This window comes from Cyanobium sp. Tous-M-B4, assembly GCF_024345395.1.
In the GTDB taxonomy this organism is placed as follows: domain Bacteria; phylum Cyanobacteriota; class Cyanobacteriia; order PCC-6307; family Cyanobiaceae; genus Cyanobium_A.
This window is the reverse complement of record NZ_JAGQBA010000005.1, coordinates 197,870-212,113: the sequence shown is the minus strand read 5'-3', so window position 1 is coordinate 212,113 and position 14,244 is coordinate 197,870. Positions and strand designations below refer to the sequence as shown.

The following is a 14,244-nucleotide window of genomic DNA, read 5'->3' as shown; positions in this document are numbered from 1 at the left end:
TCCGCTCTGTCCTCCGCAGAAAGCCTGGAGCGGGCCTGTGCAAGCCATTTGCCAGGACTGTCCCCCAATTGCGGCTTATGGCCGATACTGCATTTAGTGTCGATGCCTAAGCCAGGGGTCATGCCGACACCACTGAAGTGGGTATCCACGCCTTCACTCGGCCAGGGGCGTGCTAACGGTGGCAGTGCAGCGGCCGAGCTCTTTGAGGGTGGGTCTGCACAGCGCAGGCGACCGTTGCTGGAGACCTTGGTGAGGGAGGTCTGCCAGAACAGCTGCGACAGGCGCTTAGGCGCTGAGAAAGCCCGTGTCTTTTTCGATCTGCTCCTGATCAGTGGTGATGAGCGCAACCGAATGCTCGAGGCCCTCGACTGGGAGGGCTTGAGAAGTCACATCAGCGCCGTCAAGGGTATGGGGGGCGCAGCCCTCACGCTCAAGGCGGGACTTGAAGCAATGGAGGCCCCCACACTCGTCTGCCTGCGGATCAGTGACAGCAACACTGAAGGGCTGACCGGGGATGACTGGGACGAGACGGGGAACTTCAGGCGCCTCTGCGTTCAGAATTTTTCGACCGGAGATGAGGCGGGGCGTGGCGGAAGCTTCGGCCTAGGCAAGGCTGTCAGCTGGATGCACTCCCGTCTTCTGACGGTTCTGTTCTCATCAAGTGTCTCGGGGATTGAGGGAAAGGGTCTGCGGGTCTTTGGCCGTAGCGAGATTCCTTCCCATGAAACGGATGAAGGCGCCTGGCTGGACGGCGCTTATCTGGGGCATCCCGGATTGCGCGATGGTATCCCTGTTGCGGAGTCCTCCTGGCAGGACCCGGGAGAGGCATCCGCTCTGTTCCTCGACAGAGCCGGCATCAATGCCCCCGGCACGACACTTCTAATACCTGGCTTCCACGAGCCGGACCGAGAGGAGGCCTCCGATCTGGGCATCAGGGAACCCGAAGAGCTCTGTCACGACCTCACTCAGGCCGCCTCCAAATGGTTCTGGCCTGCCATCAGCTGGGGGCGCCTAGAGGTTCAGGCGAGGGTCTTCCGCTCCGGCAACGGTTCCGCTTCCCACGTCTGCCGCGCCGAGATCGATGGACTATGGGCTCCATTTCTTGCAGCTGCACGCACCAGCCCATCCTCTGAGTCGGCACTCAGCCCAGGTGATAGCGCCGCCACGGATGTGCCGGGTTTCCCGATCCCCCGCCGCATTCGTCCTGCGGAACACCCCCGTCTGCTTCATGACCCAGGAGAAACGTCTATCCGTCTCGCTGTGACGAGGGTGTCATCGGCGGAGGCCTGTCTTCCCTGTCGTTCCACCATCGCCCTGATCAGGGGCGCGGGCATGGTCGTCGATTACGTCGACGGCAACCGGCTGGCCGATGGCGGCACCTACTGCGCGGTCGCGCTGGTCGGGTGTGCCCTCTTTCACGCTCCCACCTCGGAAGTCACTGAGAAGCAGGGGCTTCTGCCAGCCGATGTCGAGGAATATTTCAGGGCTGCGGAACCCGTCACCCATGATGATTGGCTGCCAACGACTAGGCGCCTGAGGGAGAGCTACGACTGGCGCGGTTCAGCCGGACGTCTGCGCAGCCTTCGCTCCGAGCTTCGTCAGATTGTCATCCAGAGACTGCTAATCGCGGACGTGGAGGCGCCGGGCAGCGGCCCTGATCTTTTGATGCGCATGCTCAATCTCGGGAAGAGCAGGGTCTCTGGTACATCTACTGAACGGGGCGAAAAGCCACGCCTGGAGATTCATCTGGACCGTGACAGCTCCTGGTTCGATGAGAGCCGGGGCGCATGGGCGCTCCAGGGTGAACTGATCCGCCACGGACGCGGAACCGCCGCCGCGGTGGCTGGCCTGAGCTTCCGCAGCATCGCCGATTCCGGAATAGGAGAGGCCTGGCGGATTGGCTCCATGGAGCTGCTTGGCACCGACAGAGATCTATCAGTGGATGATTCCGATTCCCGGCGCCTTGTCTTCTCAGTGGCTGGCAGCTTCACTTCACTGCCCTTCCGCTGTCTCGTCAGTCCACCTGCCGGGGTCGATCCGAGCCTCTCAGGTTTCAGGCAGGGGGGCTGATATATGGAATTCCTTCCCTGGAAGACGGTCGATCTTGATGGTGCCTTCCGCGTCACTGCCCCGGAGAGCATTGCCGAGGAGGTGATTCAGGAAGTCAGCAATGCGGTCACTTTCCGTTTCCGCGGTGATCTCAGCGAAGTAAGGCTCGAGATCCTGCTGACACCTCCTTGGGGCTGGGAAGACAGCTTCCCCGCCGATGAGCAGGACTTGCCCCCTGCAGGCTTCTTCTGTCGGTTGATAAGCCGTTCCACCGGGCGACGTCTGCTCGTTCCCCTAGAACCGGATGGCTTCGGCTTGTGGTTCGCCGAGATCAGCTACAACTCTCTCCTCGATGGCGAGGAGATCAGGGCCGAAGCTCTGCTCGTCCGTACTCGGGCTGCATTGGAAGCTCAGGACGGACTGGCCGGCCGTAAAGGACAGATCGTGGGTCGCAGCAGGATCCATGTGGTTCGTTTCACGAGCCGATCCACAACTGAAGAGGCCATCTTCAAGTTGCGCTGGGAGAGCTTTTCCTCCGGCCGCAGTCATCAGCTATGGAGGCTTCAACCGGGTGAACCCCCGACACTCGAACTCAACGCGGATGTCGCCGCACCGCTGAGACGTCTGTTGATGAGTCGCTCACGACGCCGCACCGGCGGGGCTCTCCAGCGCGATGCGTTGTTTATCACCATCTGCTCAAGCGTCTGGCCTCTTCTCGTTGCTGATGTTCTGCATCACCTGCAGCGGACGCTGGAGGAGGACGCAGCCTTGAGCACTCAAGAGGCAATCGATTCGCTCAGTGGGTGGCAGGTACGCCTGCTGGGTCTCTTCGCTGCGGGAATGGTCGATGCCGATGTCCCCCTACATGCAGCACTGCTGCTCGTGGCGGCCGAGCTGAGATCAGCGGGGGGCTTCAGCCGGCTGTTGATGAAGTTGCCTGCGCTCATTCAGGAGGAGACGAAGCTGGTCCAGCTCGCCGAAGCCATGGCCGATGCACAGCAGATCCAGCCTGGGGATGAGGCCGATTCACTTACTCAGGTCGGGGAGGTCAAGGCGGCATGACACAGCGTCTCTTCAGGCTTAGCGCTTTCCTGAGTGAATCAGGCCTGATTGAGGCACTGCGCCATCCGGACAAGATTTCCGTCCTACCGGTTGATCAAGATGTTGACCTAGCCGAACTCGATGCCCTGATCAGTGATCTCAACAGCAGGGGAGCGGGCGATTCAGCAATAGATGCCGACTTAGTGGAGCCGTTGCATCGATGCCTCAGGCATCTCCCTGAGGAGATCACCACCGATATGCGTGTCTGGCACTGGTTCTGTGTTGTCCGGTATCCAGAGCTGGTCTGGCGTCGATGGCGAGGTCTCCCTCCGGCTGATCCCGAGGAGGGTTTTCTCAAGGGGCAGGGCCACCGACCTGTGCCTGCCGGACGATTCCTGGGCACGCCTTCGATCAACGGCCAAGGCCGTAATACCTTCGCCCGGCTCTTCTTCGCCGCCGAACGCCTGATCGGGGCGCAGGGTGAGGAGTATGACCTCGTCCGTCGCCTGTTCAGCAGTCAGGAACTCCATCTCGGCGTAAGTGACCGTGAGTACGGACTGCTGCCACCGGTGAACCGTGTGCTCACGCGAGAGCTCGCCGATCTCCCAGACCTAAAGGTCCGGGCCGGAGTCAGGCGGCTGAATGCACTGGGTGGGTCGCTGTGCCTCGACCTGCTCGAGGAAGACGAGATCACTGAACTGGTTCGCCAAGGATTTGAGGAGGGCGTCGGCTGATGGTGCGCAGCCTCGTGGGCAACGACCCGCATCGCCTCAAGGCCTTAAAGGGACCGGATCAGAGGCTGGATCCTCATCCGCTCAGCTGTGCGATCGGCGATCTGCCACGGCATGCCAGATCTCTTGATCCTTCGAAGCCTCTGGCGGTCGATCTCTTCTCCGGTGCGGGGGGCCTGAGCCTGGGGCTTCACCGTGCCGGCTTTGAGGTGATCCTGGCCTGCGACATCAGGCCTGATTCAATCGCCACCCACAGGCATCACTTCGCAGGGTGCTCCCACCAGTGTGATCTAAGCAGCCCTGATGTACTCGAGGAGATCAGCCGCACGCTCAATGGCTGCGGTGAAATCGCCCTCGTCGCCGGTGGACCTCCCTGCCAGCCGTTCTCACGCAACATCCGATGGCGAAAGCATGACGAGGGCGTCATCGATCAACACCGTCAGCTGAATGAAGGTCGCCGAGAACTCTGGGAGTCCTTCCTCACTGTGGTCGAGGAAGTGATGCCGCGCTCCTTTCTGATGGAGAACGTGCCTGACATCGCCCAAACGGGCGATCAGGAGGTCTTCCGTGGAATCGTCAGCAGGGCTGAAGCCTCCGGCTATCGCGTGCATGCCCGGATCGTCCATGCTTGGGAATACGGGGTACCTCAGCTCCGGCCACGACTCTTTATCGCCGGTACTCGGATCGGGTATGCGGCTCCCCTGCAATGGCCGGAGCCTGACTGCTCATCTTTGGAACAGGCTGTTCCCCTAGACCATGCCATCTCGGATCTGCCTCCGCTGGTCGGGGACTGGTGGGAGCAATGGAGCGAGAACGGCGCCTACGCAGGACCACTCACGCCCTACCAAGCTCTCATGCGCAGCTGGCTACCCGTGACCAAGCACGAGCTGCCAGATCACATCACACGCAAGGTGCGTGGTGATGATCTCGAGACCTTCCAACTGATGCGCAAGACGGGGCTCCGATATCACGAGCTCGATGATGAGCAGCGTCGGTATTCCGTCACCAAAAGATCGGTGCCCACATCCACCGAGACTGATACAAGGGAATACAGCTTCAGCAATAAATACAACATCCTCAAGACCGACGAGCCGTGCCTCACCGTCACGGCCCACATGTCCAAGGATGGTTACTGGTACATCCACCCAAAGCAGAACCGCACTCTCTCTATCCGTGAAGCCGCCCGGGTGCAGTCATTCCCGGATGGTTTCCTCTTCCATGGCACTCCCTCCAACCGGTTCCACCAGGTCGGAGAAGCTGTGGCTCCCCTGGTGGGTGCAGCGCTAGGCAGGTCTCTCCTCGAGGCCGTGCTCGACGGTGATCCGCACGAGGAATGGTCGGATCCCAAAGCAGTCAGAGATGAGCTACTGCGTTGGTATCGCGAGGAGGGTGGTGACTCCCTTTTGCCGTGGGCGCGCCAGAGGGAGAAAGGGGTGGATCTATCTGATTCCCTCAAGGCCTGGAGGGCATTTCTCGGGGAGTTCCTTGTGAGCCGGTTGCCTCTTCATCGCCATCAGACATTTTGGCCTCAACTGATAACACGCTGGCCTGATCATGAGGTGTTTCTCAATGACCTGAACCGGCGCCGCACATTGCGAAGCTTGAGTTTCGAGGGCCTCGAAAACCTTCTGGAGGGGGTAGCGATTCAGCTCAAGGATGAGCTGCCTTGGAGTCAATGGGTTCGCAATGACTCCCTATCCGGCGTGGGACGTGATCGCATCAGGCAGTGTCTGGCCATGGTAGGGATTACGGCTGATCGCAGCTGCAACACGGCTCTCGGTCGACTCGTGGCCCGAGTGAGGAATCTTCCGGAGCTCGAGGCTGAGAAATCCCGGCAGCTTAGGGAGCTGAACCTCGGAGTGATGCTTGGTGGGGATCCGGATGGCCGGATCTACCGCTCGGCTGTCGCTGTGGCGGATCGCTGGTGCGGACCGCAACCTGTCTGCGAGGGAGCGCGTGAGACGGATGAACGTTCCTGCCCCCTCCATCGTGCAGGCCTCTGTGCGCAAGGGCTTCAGCTCTCTATCTGATCTGTTGTTTATTCCCACCGAGTCTCCTTATCTGCGCAAGCTGTGCCGTCACTGAAGGCATAACACTGAGATCGCGCTCACACTCGACCCTCACCATCCAGTCCATGTTCAAGAGTTGCTGTGGATGGCGCTTGTCGCGATCCATGTACAGCTTGAATTTCTTTTCCCAGAAATCTGTCCGGGACCCTCGGTTGGTTGTGAAGCGGCAGCCAGGATGATGGTCTGTGCAACACCCATGCACTAACAGCACCGCAGAATGCTGCGCCAGTAGAACCTCAGATGAGTCATGCAGATCACGTTTAGAAGCCTGTACCGGCACCCGAGACGACGTAACAGGCTGCGAAGCTTAGTTCAGAGTCGTGTATTGGCTCCAGACGGCCGCAATATTGCGTATCCGCTTAGTGGCTATCCGAGGGAGATTTGCTCTTCAAGCTAACTTTTATTAGACACATGAGTAAGTTGCTATGAGCTTACATCGTGGCCGGCACTTGGATTAGCGGGGAAATCAACCACTTATCCATCAACGGGCCATGTCAATATCCCCATTCTATAAAGAATCTTCCTCCGAACCGATCCGTCCACCCTCTTGGTCTGCTTGAGCAAGAATTTTCACACCATGCTTGGACTGCTTGTCCGAAGGAATCCTCGCCCAACTACCAGCCGCGTAGCTTGCGAGTGTTGTGGCGATACCGCATTGCCAGGGCTGCAAAGTGCCTGTGCGCGACCCCCAGCCGGAGATGTGAACCCATTCTTCTGCCGAGATTTGCATCACTCTCGCTATATTTTCACGGTCTTGGGTGGTGAGAGAGGCCGTACTCTTGCTGCCGCCCGTCGGCAGCTCGGGCAGCGCCTGACCCTCCGCAAGTTCTGCTTCCAGCTCGGCCGATACCGCGAGGTCAAGGGTCTGCAGATGCCGCCAGCAATCTTCCTTCTTGCACCACTCCGTCACATTTCTCCCCGCAGCTGACTCGACGAACGCGTCGTAGATTTGCGTCATCCAGCTATCGAGAGTATCGGCGAGAGCCTGGGACAGCAGCTGCTCGTCCCAGATATGATCGAGGTTGATCCGACCTGCGGTCCTGTACGACACAAGGGCAACTGTATATGCGATAGCGTTAGCACGGTAACCAGGGAATTTGTGCTGACGGGCTAGTCGCTCGGCATGCTTGAAGATGATGGCCTTTGCGATCGAATCACGGTAGTACGCAGAATCAGGTTCCCAGCGAGCACCGTGCTCCTTGCTCAACTGTTGCATAAATGCCACAAAGTTCTTCTGCCCGCCTCTGCTTACGATGTGGGGCAGAAGATCCCAAGTGTTGTTGTACTTGGCGTGACTCACCTTGTCGAACCGCTGGTTCGGTGGGTTGGCCTTCTTGAATCGGGTGAGCTGCGCCTGTGTGCTGCCTTCCCGTTGCTGCGCGACCTCGTACTGGCCGCGTGCGCGCTCATAGAACCAACGACTTTGCTCTCCTGGTACCCATACTGTGAGCGCAAGCTGCTGCAATTTCACATGGAAGGGGTGATTCGCTGAGAAATCGGCCTCGTTCACACGGTTCTGAGTATTCGCGTAGCGACTGATAAGTGGAACCAATGTCTCCACCTGCTCGGGCCTGACCACCGTGAGCTTGGCTTGGACGTAGACGTCCGACAAGTCGATCTTGTCTCGGTCCTTGGCTCGGTGAATGGAGGCAACAGTTTGGCCGCCGTTGACGACCTGCAGGCCTCGGAGCTTCGTGATGGCGAGACCTGCCCCACTGCTAGCTGTCTCAACCCATTCTGCTGTAGCGGATATGCCGTTGTTGTAGGCGATGAATGCAGAGGGTTCGTCCTTGAGGGTGTCCCGGATGCCGCGATTAACCTTGCCGCGGGCTTGGAGGAACGAACGAACGTTGAGCTCCAAAAGGCGAGCGCCGAACTCGTGATATAGCTGATGAAGAAGGTTCCCGGGGAGTATGGCTAGATAGACGTCAAAGCCTGCTTCAGACTCCGGCGAGGCGATACACGGCAAAGGCTGTCCGAGCCATTGAACAAGGTCGATCTCGATGGGTTCGTACGCGCGCCCTGATGAGTCAGCGCGGAAGAGCCGGCGCAGGTCCCAGATGTCTGCTTGGACTTGGAGAGAATCATTCCCGATATCTAGATTGCCGATGTCCGCTGCAATGCCATCCCCGATGACCACAATCCGGACGCGGTCGACTTGATCATGAACCTCGTGGAGACGCTGCATCATGTCGAATGCGTCAGAGGCAGGCTCCATTTCGGAGAACCAATCTCGACAGGCCTCGCTGAAGACCCGGAGGGCGCGATCAATGGCCTGGTTGAGTTCGGTTCGGGTAATGCTGGCTGGAGTCCCCAGACCGCGAAAGATGGTGGTTACTAGGGTGACCTGACCATTCTCCTCGTCCAGCCCCCAAGCATTAACTTTCGCGATCCCTCTGCCAAGTCGCCGGTCGAAGTAGCAGTTCTGCGTGTCGGCAAGCTGGCCAAGGTCCTCCAGTGTGGCAAGTACCACTTCTGTGAAAGCCTCTTCTCGGAACGCGACAACACCGACATCATCGATGCCTGTTGCCGCCTCAATTGCTTGGTTTGAGACACGAGACGACAGTGTGGAGAGGTATTCCTCAAATCCAATATCTGTTCCGCTCATTCTGCTTCTCCTCGCGGTCCGAGCACGGTATCAAGGGTTTCGGATGAGAGCACTTCGAATTCGACGCAAGCGGAGATGGCGACTTGGTACTTTACTTCCTCCACCCCAGACGGCAGCACATTCTCGCGCAAGCGAGGAAAGGAATCGTCTACTCGGTAGAAGTACTCACGCCTAATAGTGTAACGCGGACTCAAGTAAATCTCCCTTTGAGCTTCGGTATAGCCCGCCTCTATTAAGCCTTCTTCAAATGTGTCAAGAGCAGATCCTTCGAATAGATCTTGCAAGGAGTCAACCACATCCGGCAGGGAGGCTTCACCCGATTCTGACTCCTCAAGTAGTACTAAGAAGACAAAGAGTTGACCCTGGCCTGGGGAATCCAGCTGATTTATGTTCGATACGTGGAAGGCATGAGGTGTGTTCGAACTTGTTGACTTCACCTCAATGCTGCCGTGATAAAACTGAAAGTCATGATTGGCACCCTTGCAACCCTTCCATGAGGCGATGACAACGTCTTGACTGCAGCGATCCAACAGATGATTACGCATAAGGAATAACTCCCCAATCAAACCTCGGCGAGCCTCCAAGGAGAGGCCTGCCGCACCGTGCTTTCGCATGAATGACTGCCAGCGAGACAGTCGGGTGATAAAAATGCTAACGGCCTCATTTTCAGTGTTGACCTCAGCCAGCTTCGTTACCACATCCTCTGCCAAAGCATAAAAAATATCTCTGTACCGGCCATCGGTCAAAGTAACTATGAGCCGCGTGCGTCCAGCGCGCCCGGGTTCCAGCATGTGTGCATGGACACAGAATCCATGACCCTCTGGGTAGTCGTTTTGGGCAGAGAGTGCCTGTGTTTCTACCTCCATGAGAATGGCTTCTAGGCCTTCAGCGACTGACTTTGCTGCGTAGGTAGCTGCGGCCCGCACTTCCGGCAATCGCAACCGGACAAAACCATCACCACTCTCACCACTGATCGCGAGACGATCCCAGGTTGCGAACAATATCTTCATTCGTCAATACCGTAATCACCCGAAGCACCAAACTCCTGCTCCCAGTAGACGTTATTAACGACATACTTTACCTTCGACGCTTTATCGGAGGTAACACAGGGGAAGCTAATTCCGAAGCCGAGAACCGGAGCCTTCCGTGCGTTCGCCTCAACCTTGTCGGTGTAGCGGTATGCCGATTCCGGTAACTTTCCATCTTCATCGTTCGGGTCGAGAGGATAGAGAAGGAGTAGCCCACGTTTGGGGTCGCGAATCTGCCGAATGGCCGTCCCGCTCGGTCGAGTGGGGCGCTTGCCCTTCTTCTTCTCTGGATCTGGGTTATTGTCCCATTCTCGAATAGCGGTCTTAAGTGCTTCATCCCACTGCGGTTTGCTGAGGTCCGCTGCCTCATCTGCCGGACTGATAAGACGGCGGATTCGATAGTGATTCGCCTTTTGAAGAGCTGGTTTGTCAGTCTCGTCGGCGTGCCATGCACGTCCGACAAGGCTAAAAGTCGCTCCACCCAGAGTGCACTCAACTTCCGAGGTTCCCGAGGCAACAAACACTGTCCATTCAGTTAGTCGGCCTACGGCATTCTCCATTCGGATATAGTCCTCAAGCAGCTTTGTCTTCACCTTCTTCGACGCCTCATGCTCTCGGTAGTCAGTTAGGAATCCCAGGATTGCTGTGGGTGACACGTTTGGCCATACCCACGACCCTGCCAACTTAGCGATGGGTGTCCCTCGAGAGGCGACAGCTCCGTTCCCTTCGGCAACCGCAATGAGGTTGATCGCTGCGCCCCAGTTGCGTGACAGCTGGGACTCTTTACGCCAAAAGTTGACCGTCTCGCTGATGTCTCCCTCGAATGAGAGTTCGATGCTTGTTCCATTCCGCATTTTCACCGCCGAGGTCACCAGCATGAGTGGGTGCGACTGCACTCGGTGTCCGAAGTCTCGTGGCGTACCTCCACTCGCAGCCATCCGATCAAAATCCTCGCGTAATGCTTCACTCGCTTCTGCGATGTGTCCAAACCAGACCATCATGTCCCGAGTGGTATAAAGACGGCATAAGTCGAGGAACCTTGGGCGATATCCGAACCATCTGCCCATCTGCATGAGCGTGTCATACATCCGTGATGCGCGAAGGAAATAGCTTACGGACAGGCCTTCTAGGGTTAGGCCCCGTGAGAGTTTGTCCCCTCCCACCGCAATGACATTTAGGCCGGAGTCGTGCCTGAGATAGTCCAAAACATCTCCAGCAGATCCATTGATCTCTCGCACCTCGATCGAGAGCGCTGCACTGACCAACTGTTTCTCCAGCTGCTCCCAAGACACTGGCGCGCAGTCAGCCGCCAGCCCGCGATCTTTCAGCTTTGCCATAGTCGGCAGGAAATCCTGCTCCCAGAGGCAGAGGAACTCATTAAGCACTGGGATCTGAGATCCTTCATCACCAAGGCGGAGACGGCGCTGGGTGTCTGTAATCTCAGATTGCACCTGCTGAACGACGATGTTCTGGACAGCAGTGAACCGAGTCACATGGATGAGCATGGTGTTGTGCGCTGTTTCATCCCCACGCAGAGCTCGAACTGCACAAACAATGACGAATGTCCGAATCGCATTTCTCATGCTTTCTGGTATCGAGGCTTTTCCATCGCACCGGGGATTGAACGCCTTGTTATGTTTCGGTGGAATCCATCCCTCCTTCTCATCAAGATCAAGGCTGTTTGCGTGGTCACGAACCTCTCGAAGAATTGGAAGCGCTTCCGCCTCATCTCCATCAGAGTTCGAGAGACCGAAGATCAATGAGGGTCCGACGTAGTTCGAGGCAGTTGGCAGAGAGACGATGAAGCTGCGGGGAAACAAGCCTTCACCCTCGTCGCTGGTCTGCTCCTGCTCATGGATCAGGATGTTGGCGAATGGCGTCGCTGTGTACCCGACGTAGGCGCTTTGGTCGAAGGTGTGGAGGAGCTGGCGAATGCGCTTGTTGAGGACCGTGGGGTCATGGTCAGGATCCGGCTTGCCGACTTCATCAAAGGCACCTGCCCGCGTATCGATCGACCCCTGATCGGCCTCATCATCGATTACGAGCAGAGGGACACCCTTGATATAAGGGCGTCCCTCGTCATCTTTGTCCTGCGCAACCCAACAGACCCAATCCAGTAGGTTTTTCAGGACAGAAGCGTTCTTCTTGACTACGAAGAGAAGTGGATTTGAGCCAGGGTTAATTGCGAAGTTCTTCGCCAGCGTTCGCTTGAAGTCGCCATCATCGGCGCGTGTTGTGATGGAGTCGGCATTCCTTCGGCTCGATCCATAGAGCCTGGCGTTGCCTACGCCTACAGAAACTCTACGTCCATCGGGGTCGTTCATAGTCGCTCCTCGGTCGTAACCGAGGAAACCCTCTTCTAGGCGTATCTGGGTCTGGCTTCGCAGGCTCTTGTGGAAGCCAGCCAGCACGACAATAACCTTGTAGCCAGCATCAGCAGCCTTGCAAATCAGGCCGACGTAGTTGCTCGTCTTGCCTGATTGAACGTGACCCACCACCATCCCGCGCCGATCCCATGCACCCTTAACCTCGGGGTTCGAGATGTAGCCCAAGACCTTATCCGTAGCCTGGTCGAGTCGCTCAACCGTCAGCTTGGGCCAGGACTTTTCGTTGCGAAGATACTCTTGGTATCGGTCCCAGAAAATCCAGTCCACCTCGGCCTTCCGCTTATTGAGCCAGGGAGCCCAGCCGTCTCCTTCGGAGACGAGAGCACGCTCCACACCGATCAGCGTCTGATAAGAGCTCTCCAACTCCGCAATCAGGACCCCGATATCAATATCGGTGACACCGAGCATGTTTGCGACTTCGTGCACCATTTGAGAGATACGCCCCTCTAGTAGAGATGTGTCGTCATCCCCGAGCTCGAGGTCGAGGCGAATTCTGACCATCGACCGGACTGCTTCGTAGTTCTTCTGGTTCATGGGGCGGTCAACTCTTGAGTGAAGCCAGAATGGCCAGGGTTTCGTCGTCAGAGAATTCCTCCCAGGAACTCAGCCGCTCAACAGTCTTTTCGTGGGTCAGCCCAAGGTTTCTGCGAACAGCGTCGTAGGCAGTTGATATAACAATGCGTCGTTCATTCGATTGTGCACCATGAAACGGTGCTGCCACGTCCTGAGGGCTTTCGGTAACGTCCAACCAGATCTGCTGAACTGGCACCGTTTCCTCGATGATTCGGAGCATCGCCTCGAGTCCAGGACTCTTGGTGCCGGCCTCGGCTAGGACCGCACGTACCACCGGATGGGATCGATCGATCTTGTAAATGACACGTCCACCGCGCTTGTCCGGCTTCCATGGACGATGGATCTCCTCCTTCCTGGTTCGAGTTCCGTACCGCCCACGATGCGCGAACACAGACCGTGCACTCTCGCGAACTCCCTGGGCGAGCCCAGTCAAACGCTCCCGAATCTGCGGTGGCGGTGTTGCGTGAGCCTTTTTCACATCGAGGTGCCATAGGTGGTCCATGGAGTTTGGGATGTCGAGCCGGATCCTGGCGAGCTTGTAGTGCTCTTCCTTCGTCCAAGGGCGCAATCCGCCAAGGCCAAGCCAACTACCCGCGACGATCAGCCGTTCGTTGCGATAAAGATAGAAGCCCTGCTGTGCATTCCAGCCTTCAGGCCCCGATGCCTTCTTGGAGGCCTCGGCACTGAGCTTGTCTTTATGGGGCAAAACATAACCACGAACTGAGATATTCAGGGCGTGGCCAGGGAGGTGGATGAATTCCTCTGGGGTCGTTTGGGTTGCTCGATGTGCCTCCAGAAACGGATCCCATGGTTCGACCTCGTTGCCGTTGAGCACGATTTGAAGTCGGGGCCGGGGTGCATCCAGGTAGCGGTGAAAAACCATGGAAAGGTGCTGTTCGACTTCAGCGACCACTCGTAAAAAGTGAGAGCGGACGCGTTCGTTTCCAGAGTCAGCGTCTTGGACGATCCGGTCAAGCACCTCCCAAAGAACGATCGTGCCCGACGGCTGCTTGTCAATCTGCGAGACATCTGCCTTTGAGTCGTGATGTGGTGTGCAAAGCAATTGCCAACCCGCCACTTCAGCTCTGGCGAGGTGGTCAAGGTCCCAGCGCCGGACTTGGATCGATGACCCATTCTGCCTAGAAAAAACGGTGAGACGGCGACACTGACTCAAGCTTGCGGTTTTCAATCCCAAGCCAAAGCGCCCGAGGTCAACTGGGTCACGCTCAAGGCGAGGGTTTTTGCTGCCGAGTCGCATTGCATCTCGCAGCTCCGTCTCGCTCATCCCGACTCCATCGTCAGCGATGGTGAACCATGAATCCCGGCCCGCCCAACGAGCCTCGAGCCAGACGGACTTAGCTCCCGCCGCAATGCTGTTATCGATAACGTCGGCAATTGCGGTAGCAAGCGTATAACCATACGCCCGCATTGATTCTATCATTGCTGACGCTTCTGGCGCTACTTCCTCATAGTTGTCTTGTTTGCCGATAGACTTCATATGCATTTTGCATTGATAGCGTTAGTTTCAGCAGCTCAAGGCGAAAGTCTCGAGCCTTGTTTGAAGGAGGTGAAGTCGTTAGATACGCATCGAGTACTGCCAACCCGCTCGCTGCGTGGCCAGACAATAGGCGGATAGTCTTGAGTGCTATCTGTCATAGCTGTATCGCCAGCAGCAGTTGGGTCAAAATCAGGGAGCTCATCTGGCAACTTTGCATATTCTGCGTCAGAAAGCCGCCAATGGGAACCGCTAGCAGTTCC

At 57.4% G+C, this 14,244-nt stretch carries 8 protein-coding genes; 4 read left to right on the top strand and 4 right to left on the bottom strand.

Annotation, left to right across the window (positions count from 1 at the left end):
• The first annotated feature begins 120 nt into the window (after window positions 1-120).
• Genes KBY73_RS11295 through KBY73_RS11280 form a run of 4 tightly spaced genes read left to right on the top strand, consistent with a single transcriptional unit; the run spans window position 121 to window position 5,851 of the window.
• Window positions 121-2,070 (top strand): hypothetical protein, encoded by a 1,950-nt coding sequence (locus tag KBY73_RS11295; RefSeq protein ID WP_254937194.1) that lies wholly within the window; start codon window positions 121-123, stop codon window positions 2,068-2,070.
• A 3-nt stretch (window positions 2,071-2,073) separates the two neighbouring features.
• Window positions 2,074-3,111, top strand: a complete 1,038-nt coding sequence (locus KBY73_RS11290) for a hypothetical protein (protein WP_254937193.1) — start codon at window positions 2,074-2,076, stop codon at window positions 3,109-3,111.
• Entirely contained in the window at window positions 3,108-3,824 is a 717-nt protein-coding gene (locus KBY73_RS11285; protein WP_254937192.1) for a DUF6339 family protein, read from the top strand. Before KBY73_RS11290 ends, KBY73_RS11285 begins: the two co-directional genes overlap by 4 nt.
• Window positions 3,824-5,851, top strand: coding sequence for a DNA cytosine methyltransferase (locus KBY73_RS11280; RefSeq protein WP_254937191.1), 2,028 nt, complete (start codon window positions 3,824-3,826; stop codon window positions 5,849-5,851). The genes KBY73_RS11285 and KBY73_RS11280 overlap by 1 nt, the downstream gene beginning before the upstream one ends.
• A gap of 547 nt (window positions 5,852-6,398) precedes the next feature.
• Here KBY73_RS11280 and KBY73_RS11275 read toward each other — a convergent pair.
• From KBY73_RS11275 to KBY73_RS11260, 4 genes are read right to left on the bottom strand one after another with little or no spacing between them, the layout of a single operon-like run.
• Entirely contained in the window at window positions 6,399-8,498 is a 2,100-nt protein-coding gene (locus KBY73_RS11275) for an AIPR family protein (protein ID WP_254937190.1), read from the bottom strand.
• The gene (locus tag KBY73_RS11270; RefSeq protein WP_254937189.1) at window positions 8,495-9,499 is read right to left on the bottom strand and encodes a PD-(D/E)XK motif protein; all 1,005 of its coding nucleotides are present in this window, start codon (window positions 9,497-9,499) and stop codon (window positions 8,495-8,497) included. Before KBY73_RS11270 ends, KBY73_RS11275 begins: the two co-directional genes overlap by 4 nt.
• Before the next feature lie 5 nt (window positions 9,500-9,504).
• The gene (locus KBY73_RS11265) at window positions 9,505-12,447 is read right to left on the bottom strand and encodes a Z1 domain-containing protein (protein ID WP_254937188.1); all 2,943 of its coding nucleotides are present in this window, start codon (window positions 12,445-12,447) and stop codon (window positions 9,505-9,507) included.
• Window positions 12,448-12,454: 7 nt separating this feature from the next.
• Window positions 12,455-13,984, bottom strand: a complete 1,530-nt coding sequence (locus KBY73_RS11260; protein WP_254937187.1) for an ATP-binding protein — start codon at window positions 13,982-13,984, stop codon at window positions 12,455-12,457.
• Between the last annotated feature and the right edge of the window lie 260 nt (window positions 13,985-14,244).